Source organism: Actinomadura sp. 3N407, assembly GCF_052245875.1.
GTDB lineage: Bacteria > Actinomycetota > Actinomycetes > Streptosporangiales > Streptosporangiaceae > Spirillospora.
Map to the genome: position 1 here is coordinate 17183 of NZ_JBQQBP010000038.1, position 16086 is coordinate 33268.

General features: G+C 70.9%; 15 protein-coding genes and 1 pseudogene. 10 read left to right on the forward strand and 6 right to left on the reverse strand.

The annotated features are described in order from the left end of the window. Nucleotides 1-36: 36 nt before the first annotated feature. From ACTWPP_RS43440 to ACTWPP_RS43460, 5 genes are read right to left on the reverse strand one after another with little or no spacing between them, the layout of a single operon-like run. Entirely contained in the window at nt 37-1050 is a 1014-nt protein-coding gene (locus tag ACTWPP_RS43440) for an SDR family oxidoreductase (RefSeq protein WP_443110331.1), read from the reverse strand. A 13-nt stretch (nt 1051-1063) separates the two neighbouring features. Beyond that, nucleotides 1064-2656 carry an AMP-binding protein gene (locus ACTWPP_RS43445; RefSeq protein WP_443110332.1) on the reverse strand — a complete coding sequence of 531 codons (1593 nt, stop codon included), beginning with the start codon at nt 2654-2656 and terminating at the stop codon, nt 1064-1066. Beyond that, complete coding sequence (locus ACTWPP_RS43450) at nt 2653-3846, reverse strand: acetyl-CoA acetyltransferase (protein WP_443110333.1); 1194 nt, start codon at nt 3844-3846, stop codon at nt 2653-2655. The genes ACTWPP_RS43445 and ACTWPP_RS43450 overlap by 4 nt, the downstream gene beginning before the upstream one ends. Next, nucleotides 3846-5252, reverse strand: coding sequence for an OB-fold domain-containing protein (locus tag ACTWPP_RS43455; RefSeq protein ID WP_443110334.1), 1407 nt, complete (start codon nt 5250-5252; stop codon nt 3846-3848). Before ACTWPP_RS43455 ends, ACTWPP_RS43450 begins: the two co-directional genes overlap by 1 nt. Then, nucleotides 5252-6196, reverse strand: coding sequence for an SDR family oxidoreductase (locus ACTWPP_RS43460; RefSeq protein WP_443110335.1), 945 nt, complete (start codon nt 6194-6196; stop codon nt 5252-5254). Before ACTWPP_RS43460 ends, ACTWPP_RS43455 begins: the two co-directional genes overlap by 1 nt. A 620-nt stretch (nt 6197-6816) precedes the next feature. Between ACTWPP_RS43460 and ACTWPP_RS43465 the strand changes: the two are divergent. Together ACTWPP_RS43465 and ACTWPP_RS43470 are read left to right on the forward strand one after the other, a co-directional pair. Then, nucleotides 6817-7971 (forward strand): annotated as a pseudogene (locus ACTWPP_RS43465) (IS701 family transposase); the annotation flags it as partial. A 161-nt stretch (nt 7972-8132) separates the two neighbouring features. Next, the gene (locus tag ACTWPP_RS43470; RefSeq protein ID WP_443110336.1) at nt 8133-8252 is read left to right on the forward strand and encodes a hypothetical protein; all 120 of its coding nucleotides are present in this window, start codon (nt 8133-8135) and stop codon (nt 8250-8252) included. Between the two features lie 231 nt (nt 8253-8483). Here ACTWPP_RS43470 and ACTWPP_RS43475 read toward each other — a convergent pair whose 3' ends face one another. After that, entirely contained in the window at nt 8484-8849 is a 366-nt protein-coding gene (locus ACTWPP_RS43475; protein ID WP_443110337.1) for a GTP-binding protein, read from the reverse strand. A 427-nt stretch (nt 8850-9276) separates the two neighbouring features. Here ACTWPP_RS43475 and rpmG point away from each other — a divergent pair, with 427 nt between their 5' ends. The 8 genes from rpmG to ACTWPP_RS43515 all read left to right on the forward strand — a co-directional run bounded on the left by rpmG (nt 9277) and on the right by ACTWPP_RS43515 (nt 15945). Further along, complete coding sequence (gene rpmG, locus ACTWPP_RS43480) at nt 9277-9441, forward strand: 50S ribosomal protein L33 (protein WP_443110338.1); 165 nt, start codon at nt 9277-9279, stop codon at nt 9439-9441. Next, a complete protein-coding gene (gene rpmB / locus ACTWPP_RS43485) occupies nt 9441-9677 on the forward strand; it encodes a 50S ribosomal protein L28 (protein WP_443110339.1) in 237 nt (78 codons plus the stop codon). Before rpmG ends, rpmB begins: the two co-directional genes overlap by 1 nt. Continuing rightward, complete coding sequence (gene rpsN / locus ACTWPP_RS43490; protein ID WP_443110340.1) at nt 9677-9982, forward strand: 30S ribosomal protein S14; 306 nt, start codon at nt 9677-9679, stop codon at nt 9980-9982. The genes rpmB and rpsN overlap by 1 nt, the downstream gene beginning before the upstream one ends. Before the next feature lie 8 nt (nt 9983-9990). After that, nucleotides 9991-10155, forward strand: a complete 165-nt coding sequence (rpmF, locus tag ACTWPP_RS43495; RefSeq protein ID WP_443110341.1) for a 50S ribosomal protein L32 — start codon at nt 9991-9993, stop codon at nt 10153-10155. A 245-nt stretch (nt 10156-10400) separates the two neighbouring features. Beyond that, nucleotides 10401-11729, forward strand: coding sequence for an FAD-dependent oxidoreductase (locus tag ACTWPP_RS43500; protein WP_443110343.1), 1329 nt, complete (start codon nt 10401-10403; stop codon nt 11727-11729). Between the two features lie 2 nt (nt 11730-11731). Then, nucleotides 11732-12841: a class I SAM-dependent methyltransferase gene (locus ACTWPP_RS43505; protein WP_443110344.1), complete on the forward strand. Its 1110-nt coding sequence runs from the start codon at nt 11732-11734 to the stop codon at nt 12839-12841. 9 nt (nt 12842-12850) lie between these two features. Further along, a complete protein-coding gene (locus ACTWPP_RS43510) occupies nt 12851-14863 on the forward strand; it encodes a condensation domain-containing protein (protein WP_443110345.1) in 2013 nt (670 codons plus the stop codon). Next, nucleotides 14860-15945 carry a saccharopine dehydrogenase NADP-binding domain-containing protein gene (locus tag ACTWPP_RS43515; RefSeq protein WP_443110346.1) on the forward strand — a complete coding sequence of 362 codons (1086 nt, stop codon included), beginning with the start codon at nt 14860-14862 and terminating at the stop codon, nt 15943-15945. The genes ACTWPP_RS43510 and ACTWPP_RS43515 overlap by 4 nt, the downstream gene beginning before the upstream one ends. Nucleotides 15946-16086 lie beyond the last annotated feature (141 nt).

Consider the following 16086-nt stretch of genomic DNA (forward strand, 5'->3'; position numbering starts at 1 on the left):
CATGTCGTCTGACAGACGGTTCAGACCTCGATGCGGTCACGGCGTGGGTCGGGCAACGCGGGTCGATGCGACCGCCTGAGGCAGGTCCTTCGACAGGTTGGCCTCCAGCGCCGCGGCGTTCTCCGGACTGCCCAGCGGGTAGAAACAGGCGAACAGCTGAGGCCGGTCGCCGCCGTCCTGGCGCAGTGGTGGCGCTTCGGCCCGGCACCGTTCCTGGACGTAGGGGCAGCGCGGGCTGAACGCGCACCCGCGCGTTGGGTCAAGCAGGTCGGGCGGGCGGCCACCGATGACCGGCACGCCGGTGACGTGCCCGGCTTCGTCCGAGGCCAGGAAGGTCGCAGCCGCGGCGATGTCGAAGGGATCCGCGTGCTCGTTGCGCAGAGGCACCTTCGCCCGGCTCTTGGCCCACTCGGCCTCCATCCGCTCGGCACTGAGACCGCGGCTCTCGGCCCCGACCCGCAGCAGCGGAGTCTCGGAGAACCCGACCCGCACGCAGTTCACCCGGATGCCGTCGCGTCCATAGGCGGTGGCGCAGGCGCGCGTCATCGCCTCGACCGCGGCCTTGGCGGCGGTGTAGCCGACGTTGGGCTTGCGCAGAAACCGCACCGCGCCGATCGACGAGATGTTCACGATCGCTCCGCCGCCCTGCTCCCGCATCATCGGCACGGCGCATCGGATTCCCAGATAGGCGGTCGTCAGGTTCTGCGCGATCTCGCGGTCCCAGTCCTCGGGTCTGATCACATCGGGGGTGCCGATGGATCCGCCGATGCCGACGTTGTTGTGCATGACGTCCAGCCGGCCGAAGGAGGTTCGGGCGGCGTCGACCACTGACCGGACGGCGGCTTCGCTGGTGGCGTCGGCTTGGACGGCGATCGCCTTCCCGCCCTCGCCGTGGATGATGTCGCGTGTCTGCTCGGCCCGGTCGAGCCGGTAGTCGGCGCAGACCACCGCCGCGCCCTCGCGGGCGTAGGAGACCGCTGCGGCCTTCCCGTTGCTCCAGCCGTCGGCGATGGAGCCCGCGCCCATGACAACCGCGACCTTGTCGTTCAAACGTTCCATCGTGTCACTCGCTTTCTTGGCGCGCTGTGTGGAGTGGGGGCAGGGCGCCCGTGGCGACACCGCCGCCCGCATGTCCGGACTCGCCCTGCATCAGACGGCGTTCGTGCTCGGCGATCGCGGCGCGGCGGGCCTTGCCGTCGTCGCCGCGCACCGGTTCGCCGGTGAACCGGAATGAGCGGGGAACCTTGTAGGCGACGACGCGTTTGGCCAGAAAGGCGCGCAGCTCGTCACCGGTGACCTCTGCGGTCGCGTAGACGACCGCGTGTACCCGCTGGCCGAGGTCTTCGTCCGGGAGGCCGACGACGGCGCAGGTGTCGACGCTGGGGTGCGCTGTCAGATGGCCCTCGATCTCGGCGGGGTAGACGTTCACCCCGCCGGACAGGATCAGGTCGGTCCGGCGATCGTCGAGGTAGACGTAGCCGTCCTCGTCCATCCACCCGAGATCGCCGACCGATTCCCAGCCGCCGCGCTCGCGCGGCTCCGCGCCGACATACCGGTAGGTCGGCGGGGCCCCCGCCGGCCTGCGCATGTAGATCTCGCCGTGCTCGCCGGGCGGCAGCTCGACGCCCGCCTCGTCGAATACCTTCATCCGTCCCGAGAACGGCCGGCCCACCGACCCTCGGTGCGCCAGCCACTCGCGGCCGCTGATCACGGTGCTGGCCTGCCCCTCGGTGCTGCCGTAGGTCTCCATCAGGGCGTCCGGGCCGACCAGGCCGATCCAGGCCTCCTTGAGCCACGCCGGGCAGGGCGCGGCCGTGTGCCAGACCTTGTTCAGGGAGCCGAGGTCGTAGCGGTCCGGATGGTCCTGGAGAACCCTCCATATGCGGCGCATCATGGTCGGGACGAGATTCATCCAGTCGACCCGATGCGCCTGGATCGCCTCCAGGGCTACCACCGCATCGAAACGTTCCAAGATCACCAGGTGGTGTCCCAGACCGGCCCCCAGCGCCGCCATCGTGAACGGGCCGTTGTGGTACAGCGGCCCGGGCACGAGCTGAACGCCGTTCTCGCGCATGCCGAAGAGCAGCCCGGCCTCCGGCCGCGCGAGGCCGGGCTCGCCGGCCATGATCAGTTTCGGACGGCCCGTGCTCCCACCCGAGGTCATCGCCCTCCAGGCGGGAGCGACGCGCACGGGCTCGACCGGGGTGTCCGGAAGCGATGGATCAGGTGTGAAGCCCTCCGGCAGCGACGGCCGGTCGCCGCGCCTACCTCCGGGCGCCCCGACGAGCAACGCCGGATCGGCGAGGTCGATGATCGTGGTCAGCTCGTGGCCGGGGAGGCGGTGCGACACCGGCTGAGGCACCGCGCCCAGCTTCCACGTCGCGAACGCCGCAGCGATGAACTCCACCCCGTTGCGCAGCGCGATCGTGACGAGAGCGCCCTCCCCCACGCCGAGCCGCTCGTAGTGCCGGGCCAGGCGGTTCGCCCGCGATTCGAGCCAGGCACGCGAATACGTCCTGCCGGCGCACGTCACCATGGGCCGCTCGGGCCATGCGGTCGCCAGATCGGTGAGGAGTCGGCCGATCGGAACCGGCTCGGAAGCCGCGTCCGTTCGCCCGCCCCTGTCCGGGCCGAGCGCGGAGCGTCCAGCGCTCACGACGAGGGCTCCGTGCCGACGACCGAGACGAACGACACGCATTCACCGGGAGCCCCGCCGAGGTTGTGGGTGAGGCCGAGCCGCTTGCCGTTGCCGATCTGCCGCTCCGGTGGCGCCTGGCCGCGCAACTGGAGCCAGCACTCGAACAGCATGCGCAGTCCCGAGGCGCCGATGGGATGGCCGAAGCTCTTCAGGCCGCCGTCGGGATTGACCGGCAGCACGCCCCCCAGGTCGAAGCTGCCGGCCAGCACCTCCTTCCAGCCCGCGCCCCGATCGGCGAACCCCAGGTCCTCCATGAGCACCAGCTCGGTGGGTGTGAAGCAGTCATGCACCTCGGCCATCGCGAGCTGCTCCCGCGGCTCGGTGATACCGGCCTGCTTGTAGGCGTCCTCGGCGGAGCGCACGACCTCGGGGAAGGTCGTGTAGTCGTACTCAGGGTCCAACGGCCCGGTCGCCGGCCCGGCCACGAACGACAGAGCCTTCACATACAGCGGGTCTTCGCAGTAACGGCGGGCGTCCTCGGCGCGGACGATCACCGCGGCGGCCGAACCGTCGGCGACACCGGAACAGTCATGGATCCCGAGCTGCCCGGCGACCAGCGGTGAGTTCCGGATGGCGTCCATCGGGACTTCCTTGCGGAACTGCGCACGGGGGTTGCGCGCACCGTTGTAATGGTTCTTCCAGGCGATACGGGTGAGGACCTCCTTCAGCTCCGCCTCGTCCACTCCGTATTTCCCGGCGTAGGCGGGCGCGAGGAGACTGAACCTGGCGGGCGCGGTCAGTGCGGCGGCGGTGCCGTCCGACGGGGGTTCGGTACCGGTGAGGCCGCTGAACCCCGAGTCCTTCAGCTTCTCCACACCCACCGCCATCGCCATGTCGTAGGCGCCCGAGGCCACGGCGTAGCAGGCGTTGCGGAAGGCCTCCGATCCCGTCGCGCAGAAGTTCTCCACCCGCGTGACCGGCTTGTGGTCGATCTTGAGCGGCGCCGACAGGGTGAGACCGCTCCAGCCCGAGCCCATGGTCCCGAGCCAGTAGGCGTCGACATCGTCCTTGCCGACCCCTGCCGAGGCCAGCGCCTCGCCGGCCGAGTCGACGACCAGGTCGGCCACGCCCTTGTCCCAGTGCTCACCGAAGCTCGTGCAACCCATGCCCACGATCGCCACCTGGTCGCGGACGCCTCGTGATGCCATCACTGTCCTCCCTCGCGGATCGGCCGGGCCTTCCAGAAGTAGTTGTGGACCCCGTCGGCGGTGTAGAGCCGCCGGAACGTCATCTCCACCCGGTCACCGACCGCCACGGCTCCGGCGTCGACGTCGGTGATCTCACAGGTGAACCGCCCGCCCCCGTCGAAGTCGACCACCCCGACGACCACGGGTGGATTCTGTGAATAAGCGAGCCGATCGATGGTGAACGTCGCGATCCGTCCCTGCACCCCCGCCAGCGACTCGGCCTCCATCCGGTCGGTGGCACCGCACTTCGCGCACGTCCGCTGCGGTGGAAGCTGGCGAGTGCCGCATTCCGCGCAACTGCTGGCCGTGAACGCGAACTTCCAGTCGCGGGCGCGGTAGGACACCGGGGCGGCGGGGCGCTCGGGTTCAGGACGCCGCGGCGGTTCCCGATCGAGCAGCCCGCGCCAAGTCAGGTACGTGGGGTATGTGAGGTCGTGCCGACCCGTGGCGACCTGCTCGGCGACGGTGCGCGGACGACGCACCGTCCCGTCACAGGCGGTGGTACGGAACAGCAGCATCTCCGCACCGTCCGCGAGAACCACCAGCGCGACAGTCCGGCCAGGCTCGGCGATTTCGAGCGTCCCGGCCAGCGACAGCAGCGGGTGGGCCGTTCCGGTGTTGCCCACGCTGTCCGCCATGTCCTCCACCACGGTGGCGCCCCCGGCGCGAAGGCCGATCGCCATCCGCCGGACGGCACGTGCCTGGGTACCGGTGATGATCCAGATGTCCACGTCCTCGGCCTGGATCCCGGCGCTCGCGAGACCATCGCTCACCGCCTGGTCGCCGAGCGGCCGATAGGCGGAGTCGGCGAAACGCTCCTCCCAGACCCGGGAGGCGCCGCAACCGGGGGTCCGCCAGCGTTCGAGGAACTCCGCCGTGGCCGAGGCACCGCCCAGATAGTCGGCGGCACCGGGACCCGGTCCGATGACCGCAGCGCTGGCGGCGTCGCCGCCGGTCACCTCCTCGGTGCCGGAGGGCAGGCCGCCGCGGCGATCGGCGGTGATGACCAGGACCGGCCCGTTTCCGTCGAGAGCCGCCCTGAGCGCCCCGACCCCCGAGCGGACCGCTCCCCCCATGTCGTAGGCGGGGACCGCAGTGTCCAGGCCGAGGGCCGCGTGAACGGCGGTGGCGTTCGTCTTGTCCAGGTAAGCGGGGTCGGCCGTGGCGAGCAGAAGGGAGCGGGGAGCCACACCGGCGGAGGCCAGCGCCGCCTGACCCGCCTCGACGGCCATCGAGGTGGTGTCTTCGTCGTAGGACGCGACCGTCCGCGCGCCCACGCCCCCGGGCCCGCCCACGGACGCGGCCACCGTGGCCCGCTCCAGGCGCCAGTACGGCAGGTAGGTGCCCCAGCCCAGGATCGCGTTCATCACCGGACCTCCCCGCCGATAAGACCGCCGAAGGAATCCATGCCGGTGCGCACCGACACCATGCCGGTCTTGCCGCGGCACAACCGCGGTATCGCCTCTTCCAGGTCGGCGATCTCCCAGCGTCCCTCCGTTTCGACGGTGGCCTCCAGCTCCCACCCCCCGAAAAGCCCGACCTGGTTCCCGGCCACGTGGAAGACCCCGCCACTGACCGGGCACCCCGCGGTCGCCAGGTAGGCCACCAGAGGCGAGATGTTCCCGGGATGGTGGAAGTCGAAGGAGCCGTTGTCGGCCGGGGCCATCGCCTCCATCCCGGGGGTGGCCATCGTGAGCCGGGTCCTGCCCACCGGGGCGATCGCGTTCATCCGCACCCCGTAGCGGGCGGTCTCCATCGCACCGATGACGGTGAACGCGGCGACTCCCGCCTTGGCCGCGCCGTAGTTGCTCTGCCCGTAGTTGCCCACCAACCCGGACGCCGACGAAGTATTGATGACCGACGCCTTCACCACAGCGCCTTCCTTGGCCCGCTCGCGCCAGTAGGAAACAGCCCAGCGCGTCGGCGCGAAATGGCCCTTGAGATGAACGGAGATCACGGCATCCCACTCGTCCTCGGCCATGTTCGCCAAGGTCCGGTCGCGCAGGATCCCAGCGTTGTTGACCAAGATGTCGAGGCCACCGAACCGCTCCACGGCCGTATCGACCAGTCGGCGCGCACCCTCCCAGTCGGCGACGTCATCGGCACTGGCCACAGCCTCGCCCCCAGCCGCGGCGATCTCGGCGACCACCTGCTTCGCGGCGGCGCCGTCCGTTCCGGAGCCGTCCATCCCGCCGCCGAGGTCATTGACCACGACCCTGGCCCCCTCCGAAGCCAGGAGCCGCGCGTGCTCGCGCCCGAGCCCCCGCCCGGCACCGGTCACGATCGCGACCCGGCCTTCCAACATCCCCATGCCCGCAGCCTCCAAGTAAGCTAACTAACGTGCGTTAGTCGTGGAAGCTAACACGGGCTCCCAGTAGGCGCAATAGCCGCCTCGTGTTACCGGCGCAGTCAGCCGTCGTCCACCTGCGGTGGGACCGGACGAGTATCGCGACGCCATGGGACGAGCGGACGACATGCCCGCTACCTCTGATCAACGACCGGACGCAGGGGTCGTCGCCATCGCCACTCGGCCCGCCTGTCGATGCCTAAACAGCGGTGGGCCTGGCAACTATTGCGGCTGTTCAGCGCCGTGCGCACGGCCGCGACGGCGAGCATTTGGCACCCATGGCGAGCAGACGTCGGCCACAACCGCCCTCGCGCGACACCGGTCAACAGGCGACGAAACTTCTGAGCTGAAAAGCTCTTTCTCTACGAAACGAGAGCTTCGAGTCGCCCATCGCGACCGGCTTGCTCGACCAGCCGTCCCCAGCGCCCGCCGCGTCCGAACGGACACCGATCACCTTCCCCAGCGGCTTTAGTTACTGCAGAGAACCTATGAACGGTCTCGTAGGTCCCATATGCCACCTCTGATGCGACTCCTAGTACTACTATCAGCTTTTGTGATCTATAGTTCCGGTTGCGGTTGATGAGGTGACTGAGGACGTTCTGCGGTCGTGGGTGTCGGGGCTGGATGATCTGTTCGCTCGGGTGGCGGGCCGGTTTCCTCGGGTGGAGCCGCGGCGTCAGGCGCGGGCGTATGTGACGGGGTTGCTGGCTCCGGTGGAGCGTAAGAACGGCTGGCAGTTGGCCGAGGCGGCGGGGGATGCGGCGCCGGACCGGATGCAGCGGTTGCTGGATAACGCCCGCTGGGATCTGTGGGGTATGCGGGGTGACCTGCGCGAGTACGTGTTCGAGAATCTCGGGGACGACTCCGGGGTGCTGATCGTGGACGAGACCGGGTTCCTCAAGAAGGGCACCGGATCGGCCGGCGTGCAGCGGCAGTACTCCGGCACTGCCGGGCGGGTGGAGAACTGCCAACTCGGGGTCTTCCTGGCCTACGCCTCGTCGCGAGGCCGGGCGCTGATCGATGCCGAGTTGTATCTGCCGAAGTCGTGGCTGGCCGACCGGGGACGGTGCGCCCGGGCGAGCATACCCGGCCAGGCCAGGTTCGCCACCAAGCCCGTGCTGGCGCAGGCGATGCTGGAGCGGGCGCTGGAGCCCGGTGGTGCTTCGGTCGGGTGGGTCACGGCCGACGAGGCCTACGGCCAAGACCACAAGTTCCGCCTTCACCTGGAGGAACGCCGGATCGGATACGTGGTGGCGGTGCCCAGGAGTCAGTCGCTGGAGCCCGGCATCGGTTACGGCAACTGCGGGTCGCGCGCCGATGCGGTGACCGCCGATGCGCCAGCGGAGGCGTGGAAGAAGCTGTCGGCCGGTGACGGAGCCAGGGGGCCGCGCCTGTACGACTGGGCGATGGCGACCCTGGAACCGCACCCGGGCGATGACCTCGGCGGCCCCGATGCGCTGCAGCGATGGCTGCTAGTGCGCCGCAGCCTGACCCCGGACGAGAAGGGCGAGTTGGAACTGGCCTTCTACTTGTGCTTCGGCCCAGCCGGCACCACCTTGCAGGAACTGGCGCGCGTCGCCGGAGCACGCTGGGCGATCGAGGAGTGCTTCCAGGCCGCCAAGAACGAGGTAGGCCTGGACCAGTACCAGGTCAGACGCTACGACGGCTGGCACCGCCACATCACCCTGGCCATGCTCGCCCACGCCTACCTCGCCGTCACCGCCGCCCACGCCCCCAAAGCACCCGCGGCCTGGCCCCCCTCACCCTCGCCGAGATCCGCCGTCTCCTGGCACACCTGGCCAGCGCCGCGACCCGCAACCTCGAGCACGCCCTGGCCTGGTCCCTGCTCAACGCCGCCAGCCACGACCTGCGCACCCCGCTGGCCTCGACAAAGGCAGCGGTGGACAGCCTTCGCAACACCAACATCGCCTGGACGGCCGACGAACGCGCCGAACGCGCCGACACCGCCCACCTGTCCCTGGACCGGCTCGACCGGCTCGTCGCCAACCTCTGGACATGAGCCGCCGCCTGCAAACCGGCGCGCTCGGCATGATGATGCAGCCCCTTGCCATGTACGAGATCATTCCCTTCACCCTGGACGACCTCGGCCCCCGGGCACGGCACGATGTCACCGTCGACATCCCCCACGACCTGCCCGACACCCAAGCCGACCCCGCACTGCTCGAACGCGTCCTGGCCAACCTCATCTCCTCGCCACCGCATGCCCGGAGCGGAAACGCCGCAGGACCCACTAACCGGCGGGGTTCAGGTCGAGGAGGTCGGCGAAGGGGTCGGCCAGAGTATCGGCCGGTTCGTCGGGGGCCAGGAGGCAGGCGTCCAGGAGGGCGTGGGTCTGGTCGTGGTCGAGGCCAGGTCCGGTGAGGACGGGGTGCTGGACACGGTCGCCGTGGTCGGGGTTCCAGTCCAGGGAGGCGACTAGTCGGCGGATGGGCGGGACGGTCTCCCAGACGGATTCGGGGAGTGCGGCCAGCCAGAGGCCGACGTCCTCGATGGTGACGATGCCGGCGATGGCGTCCCATGTCAGGAGCCGTTCGGGGCGGTTGGCCAGCCGGAAGCGGCCGCGGCTGCGTACCGACCGGGTCGCGAGGGCGTCCATGGCGTCGAAGAACCGGGCCGGGTGCAGGGGCCGGTACGGCGCCAGACCACAGTATCGACCGCGGGGGTGTGCAGGCGCCAGGGCAGTTGGGCGGTGGCGGGGCCGACGCGAGCGGCCAGTTCGTGGACGCACAGGGCCGGGCCGGTCAGGGGTGGCAGCGCCCGGCCGGGCATGGTGATCGGGGTCATCGGGACAAGGTGCCCGAGTACTTCCCCGCAGAGCTGAAGGTCGGCGTCGTCGGCCGGGGTAGGGGGCCGGCATGGTGTCGGCGATGACCAGCGGTGGCGTACTCGATCTGGTGCGCCAGGACGTCGGCCAGGTAGCGCTCGTCGCCGGCGGCACCGGGCTTGCCGATCTCGGACAGTCGTTCGCCGACTGAAAATGAAAACGATTATCGCTATCATGTGATGGACCGAGAGGAGGTCCGATGGCCCGCAACGAACTCCGGCCGTTGATCAAGCTCCGTTCCACCGCCGGGACAGGCCACACCTATGTGACCCGGAAGAACCGCAGGAACGATCCGGACCGGCTCACCCTGCGCAAGTACGACCCGGTCGTCCGCAGGCACGTGCTGTACCGAGAGGAGCGGTGATGGCGGCACATTGCCGACTGACCGGAGCCCGGCCGAGCTTCGGCAGGAAGGTGTCGCACTCGAACCGGCGCACCACGCGCCGGTTCGACACCAACATCCAGCGCAAGCGGTACTGGCTGCCCGGTGAGGGACGCTACGTGCGGCTGAGGCTGTCCACTCGCGCGATCAAGACGATCGACAGGATCGGCGTCGAGGCGGCCCTTGCCCGCATCCGCGCCCGGGGAGAGAGGATCTGATGGCCAAGAAGAGCAAGATCGCCGCCAACGAACGGCGCAAGGCCACGGCCGCACGGCACGCGACCCGCCGCGCCGAACTCAAGCGCCTCATCCGCAGCCCGCACACCACCGAGGAGATCCGCGCGGCGGCCATCCGCGAACTGCGGCGCCAGCCCCGCGACGCCAGCGCCACCCGCGTCCGCAACCGGGACGCCGTCGACGGGCGCCCGCGCGGGCACCTGCGCAAGTTCGGGCTCTCCCGGGTCCGCTTCCGCGAACTCGCCCATCGCGGCGAACTCCCGGGCATCACCAAGTCGAGCTGGTAAGGACCCTCATGGCCGTCCCCAAGCGCAAGAAGTCCCGGAGCAATACGCGCAAGCGCCGCGCGCAGTGGAAGGCGACGCGACCCGATCTTGTGCCGCTCACCGTCGACGGACAGGAGGTGCTGGTGCCACGCCGTCTCGTCCAGGCCTACCGCGGCGGGCGTTTGCGCCCTTAGCGGCGCCAGAGCGGCAGAACCCGCACAGCTTCCGGGAGTGAACGCCCGGGGGGGGTGTGCAAGTTGGCGAGAACGATTATCATTTTAATCGGATCGCGCGCCGTCCGGCACATGGAGCGGGCCTGTGATGAGGCCGGTCGCGCGGTGGCCGTGCACGCGCTGACAGGCAGTTGGCTATGGCCTCTGCGCCGGTTGCCCGACCGAGCCGCCGGACGAGCCCACCCAACCCCTAGACGAGGAGTTCCATGGAGCGCTGGTATCACGTCGCGGTCATTGGCGGCGGTATCGCGGGATTGACCGCGGCGATCGCTCTGGCCGGGCATGCCGGGCGGGTGACCGTCGTCGAGCGGGACGCGCCGGCCGATGATCCCGGCTTCCGTCCGGGAGTGCCGCAGAGCCGCCATCTTCACTCGCTGATGGGCGGCGGGCAGCGGGCGCTGGACGAGCTGCTACCGGGATTCACCGACGAGTTGTACGCGGCCGGCGCGGTACCGCTGCGCACCCCTTACGACCACTTGTGGCTCAGCCCGGCGGGCTGGTGTCACCGCTTCGCGCCGTCGCGCACGGTGCCGTCGGCGAGCCGGGAGCTCGTGGAGTGGGTCGTCCGTCGCCGTGCGGAAAGCCTGCCGGGCGTCCGGATCCGTGACCGGCTGGAGGTTACCGGCCTGCGCGCGGACGGTGGAGGGATCACCGGGGTCACCGTTGTGCCGCGTGGCGGCGGGACCACCGAGGAGATCGCCGCAGACCTGGTGGTGGACGCGTCCGGGCGCCGCTCGAAGACACAGGAGTGGCTGGCCTCGCTCGGTCATGACGACGCGGAGACCACGCTTGTCGACTCGCGCGCAGGATACGGCAGCCGCTATTACGCGATGCCCGCGGACTTCGACGACGCGTGGCGGGTGATCTCGATTCAGCCGGGGCCCTCGCAGCCGCTTCGCGGAGGTGCGCTGGTGCCGGTCGAGGGCGGCCGCTGGCTGGTGTCGCTGTACGGCTACCTCGATGACCACCCGCCGACCGATGAGGAGGGCTTCCTGGCGTTCGCCGCGAGCCTGCGGCATCCGGTGCTGTACGAGACCATCCGGGACGCCGAGCCGCTGGGGCCAATCCACGGGTTCCGCCACATGGCCAACGAGCGCCGTTACTTTGAGTCCCTGTCCGCGTGGCCGCGTGGCCTGCTGGTGATCGGCGACGCCACTTGCGCCCTCAATCCGGTCTATGCGCAAGGCATGTCGGTCGCTGCGATGAGCGCCCACCGGCTCCGCGATCTGCTCCATGAGGGCGTCGATGACTGCGCCACGCTGCAGAAGGAGCTGGCCGCGGGCAACGATCGGGCCTGGCACGTCGCGGTCGGGGCTGACCAGGCCTACCTGGGCGAAGCGCCGGCGGACGAGGAGTCGCGGCGCAGTGGGGAGCGCATGCAGCGGCTCTTGGAGCTGGCCATGGTCGACGCCGAGGTCAACAGCACCTTCTTCGACGTGATGATGATGCTCGCCGAGCCGGACGCCCTCGACACACCCGAGCTGACGGCGCGACTCGCCCAGGGCCCGGCTCGTCCACCGGCCGCCCGGCTGTGACGATGCGCGCACGTGCTCATCGGGCGGGGCTGGCCGCTCTGGGGGAGGCCCCGCTCGATGACGTCCCTCGATACGTCCGCGATCTGGACCTGGCGGTGCTGAAGGGCATCGCTGCGTTCCTCGGCACGGCGCTGCCACCGGACGCGCCGCGGACCGCGGGCCAGGTCGCCGACGTACTGGAGGCCGCGTCCCGGCATCGATGGATACCGGGGCATTGGCTGGCCGCGCTGGCGGACGAATCACTGGTGAAGCGGGAGCCCGGCGCCCGGTACCGGGGGCTGCGCCGCTTCCGGCGGTCGGAACTGGCCGAGGTCCGGGAGACCCTGGACCGGGCGCGGGACGGACTCGGCTATCCGGAGGCGCTGACCCGGTACCTGCTCGATTCGCTGCGCCTGCTGCCCGGCCTGCTGCGGGACAAGGTGAGCGCGCAGTCGCTGCTGTTCCCAGGAGGGGAGTTCGGCACCGCGGCCGCCGCGTACCGCGACAACCTCGTCAACGCCTACCTCAACGCCGCCGCCGTCGAGGCCGTGCGCGTGCTGGAGGTCAAGGGCCGGGTGCTGGAGCTGGGCGCCGGCACCGGGGCGCTGACCGCCGACCTGCTGCCCGTCCTGGACGGCCACGTCACCGACTACCTGTTCACCGACCTGTCGCCGTTCTTCCTGGACGCGGCGCGCACCCGGTTCACCGGACACCCCTTCCTGCGTCCCCGGGTCGTGGACTTCGACCAGGACCTCGCCGCGCAGTGCGGACCGGACCCGTTCGACCTGGTGGTCGCCGTGAACGCGGCGCACAACGCCTCGCACGTCGGGACACTGCTCGGGCATGTCCGGGAGTTGCTGGCACCTGGCGGGGCGCTGCTGCTCGTCGAGACGTGCCACGAGCACCACCAGTCGCTGACCTCGATGCCGTTCCTGCTGTCGGCCCGTCCCGGCGGTTCCCGTCCCGAGCGCCGTGACGGGCGGGCCGGGACCGGCCGCACCTACCTGACCCGGCGGGAATGGCTGGCCGCCCTCGGCACTGCCGGGCTGGCCCCGCTTCTCGACCTGCCCCATCCCGACCATCCGCTGGCGGCGTTCTCGCAGCACCTGTTCGTTGCCGCGCGGGAGCCGTAAGGAGATCTGATGACCGTTCCGTCCGCCGCTGGCCCCGGCGAAGCGCTGCCCCCGGCCAAGGCACGGCCCCCTGCGGAGTTCGTCCCGGACCTGGCCCGGATCTGGGCCGAGTTGCTCGACCTGGACCCCGGCACGATCGACGGCGACGCCAGCTTCCTGCGGCTCGGCGGCGACTCGGTGCTGACCGTGCGCATGTCGGCGCTGATCCGCAAGCGACTGTCGGTCGAGCTCGCGCTGTCCGACGTCACCGTGGAGATCACCTTGTCGGAGCTCGCCGATATCGTGGCACGGCGCGGCCAGGGTGGAGCGACCACGCGGGCCCTTCCCGTGGAGATCGAGCACCGCGCCGACCCCGCCGCCCCCTTCCCCTTGATGCCGCTCCAACAGGGCTACTTCGTGGGCCAGCACGACGGCTGGGAACTCTCGTACGACTCGGCGCACTTCTACGGCGATGTCGGCCTGATGGACATGGACGCCGAGGAGGCCGAGGAGACACTGGCCGACGCGCTGCAACGGCTGGCCCGGCACCAGCCGACTCTGCGGGCCCGCATCACTCCCGACGGCATGCAGTACGTCCTGCCGCCGGATGCACCCGGAGCGATCCCGCAACCCCGCGTCTACGACCTGCGCGAGGCAGGCGAGAACGAGATCCGCGAAACGCTGGCGACCGTACGGCGGGAGATGGCCGGGACCGGGCCGAACCCGCTGACCGGTCCCGGGCTCGATGCGCGGCTGAGCCTCCTGCCGGGCGGGCACGGGCGGCTGCACACCGCGATGAGCCTGATCGCGATGGACGGCTGGTCGGCCACGGTGCTCAATCGGGAGCTGCTGGCGCTGGCGGCCGACTGGAACGCCGTCCTGGCACCTCTGGAGGTCGACTTCGGCGACTACGTCACCTCGATCGGGCGGCTGCGCCGGACCGAGGCGTGGGCGGCCGACCGCGACTGGTGGTGGGACCGGCTCGACGGCGCGCCCCTCCCGCCCGCGCTGCCGCTGCGCGCCGATCCCCGGGACGTGGCGCCGACCCTGATGGACACCCGGGAGGCGCGGCTGGAAGCCGCGAGATGGGCGGCGCTGCGGGAACGGTGCGCCGCGCACGACGTCACCGTGTCGGCCGCAATGCTCACCGCATTCTCGGTCGTGCTCGCCCGCTGGGCCGGGCACCGCAGGATGCTGCTCAACACTCTGCAGCTCAACCGGCTGCCGTTGCATCCCGACATCCACCGGACCATCGGCGCGTTCGCGTCCACAATGCTCGTCCCCGCCGAACCCGGCACCGGCCGCACCTTCGCCGAGCTGGCGGCCGGCCAGCAGCGCACGTTCACCGAGCACGCGGCGCACAATCTGATCTCGGGTGTGGAGGTGTCGCGGGAGCTGGCCCGCAGGCGCGGGACGACCCGGCCCGTCGCGCCCGTGGTGTTCCAGAGCACCCTCGGGATGGACGCGGCCATCGGCGAGAGCCAGGCCACGTCGGCCGGGCCGCTCGGCCGGCTGGACTTCGCTGACTACTACCACCAGCTCCGCACCCCCCAGGTGGCGCTGGAGGCGCGGTTCTGGGAGATGGACGGCGCGATGGCCGTCGCGTTCTCGCTGGTGGCCGAGCTGTTCGAACCGCAGGAGGTCGACGCGGCCTTCGCGGAGCTCGTGGAGCTGATCGGGGACCTGGCCGACGGGCCCGGCTGGGAACGGGTGGTCGAGTTGCCCGCCGCTCTGGAGCCGGAACGCGACGGCGGCCTCTCACTGGGCGGTCCCGCCGTGGCCGGCGCGGGCGAAGAGGCCGGCCCGCCCAGGGACGAGCTGGAGCAGCGGATCGCGCTGCTGTGGGAGGAGATCCTGGACGCCCCGGTCCTCGACCGCGCGACGCCGTTCTTCGAACTCGGCGGCGACTCGCTGCTGGCCGTGCGGGCCCTGGCACGGCTGGCCAAGGACGAGGGCGCGGCCGTCCAGGTCCGGCGGTTCCTGGACGCCCCGACCGTGGCCGGTCTGGCGGCCGTCGTCCGCGATCTGGACGAGGGCCGATGACGACGATCGGCGTGCTGGGCGGCTCGGGAACGGTCGGCCGGGTCGCCGTCGACCGGCTGGCCGCCTGGGACATGGGCGACCTGCGCATCGGCGGGCGCGATCTGGGCCGGGCCGCCGAGGTCGGCGCCCAAGTGCCCCGCACCCACACCGAACCGGTGCGCGTGGATCTCAACGACGCCGACGCTCTGCGCGCCTTCTGCACTGGCTGCGACGTGGTGGTCAACTGCGCGGGCCCGTCGTACCAGGTGCTCGACAAGGTGGCCCGGGCGGCGCTGGCGGGCGGGGCGCACTATGTCGACGCGGCGGGTGACGTGGCCGCCGCCGACACGCTCGGCGAAGGTTTCGCCGACCAGAGGGCCGCGGTCTTCTCGGCGGGCCTGATGCCGGGGCTGTCCGGCCTGCTCCCCCGGCTGCTGGCGGCGGACGGGCCGCTGTCCCGGCTGGACCTCTACGTCGGCGGTGCGGCCGCGATCGGCCCGTTGTCGGCGGTGGACGCGCTCCTGACGCGCGGTCCCCGGTTCGGAACCGCGCTGGCCGTATGGCGGGCCGGTGCGGTCCTGCCGAACGCGCTGCGCCCGCTGCGGTCGGTCACACTGCCCGGGTTCCGGGGACAGGTGCACGCCTGGCCGTTCCTGTCGGTCGAGGCGGCGCGGCTCGCCGCCGAACTGGGCGTGGAAGAGCTGCGCAACTACACCGTCTACGTCACCGAAGCGATTCCCCAGGCACTCGCGGCGGCATGGGCGGACGACGACGCGAACGGGGGCGGGGACGCTCCGCCCGAACGGCACGTCCCGGCGGTTGTGGCCGCGGCCGAAGCCGACCTGGCCGCCACCGGGCCGTACTACACGATGCTGTTCCAGGCCGTGCACCGTGATTCCGCACCGGGACGTCCGCGCCGCCTTGTTCTCCATACTCCCGACTCCTACGCACTGAGCGGGGTCGTGGCGGCGCTGACCGTGCGGGAGTTGCTCACCGGCCGGGTCCCGCCGGGCGTCCATTTCGCCGCGGGCGTGCTGGACGCGGCCGAGACCCTGGCGCTGCTGTCCGGTGATCCGCTGGTCACCGGCGTCGAGTTGACCTGATCCACGACCGAACGGAAAGGCGTGAGCGATGACCGATGAGGCTGCCAGGGCGGACGAGGGCCTGGGATATGCCGTCAATGCCCCCTACTACGACCTGATCCTGCCGGAGGAGCACTGGGCCGGCCTCGCCACCGCGGTGGG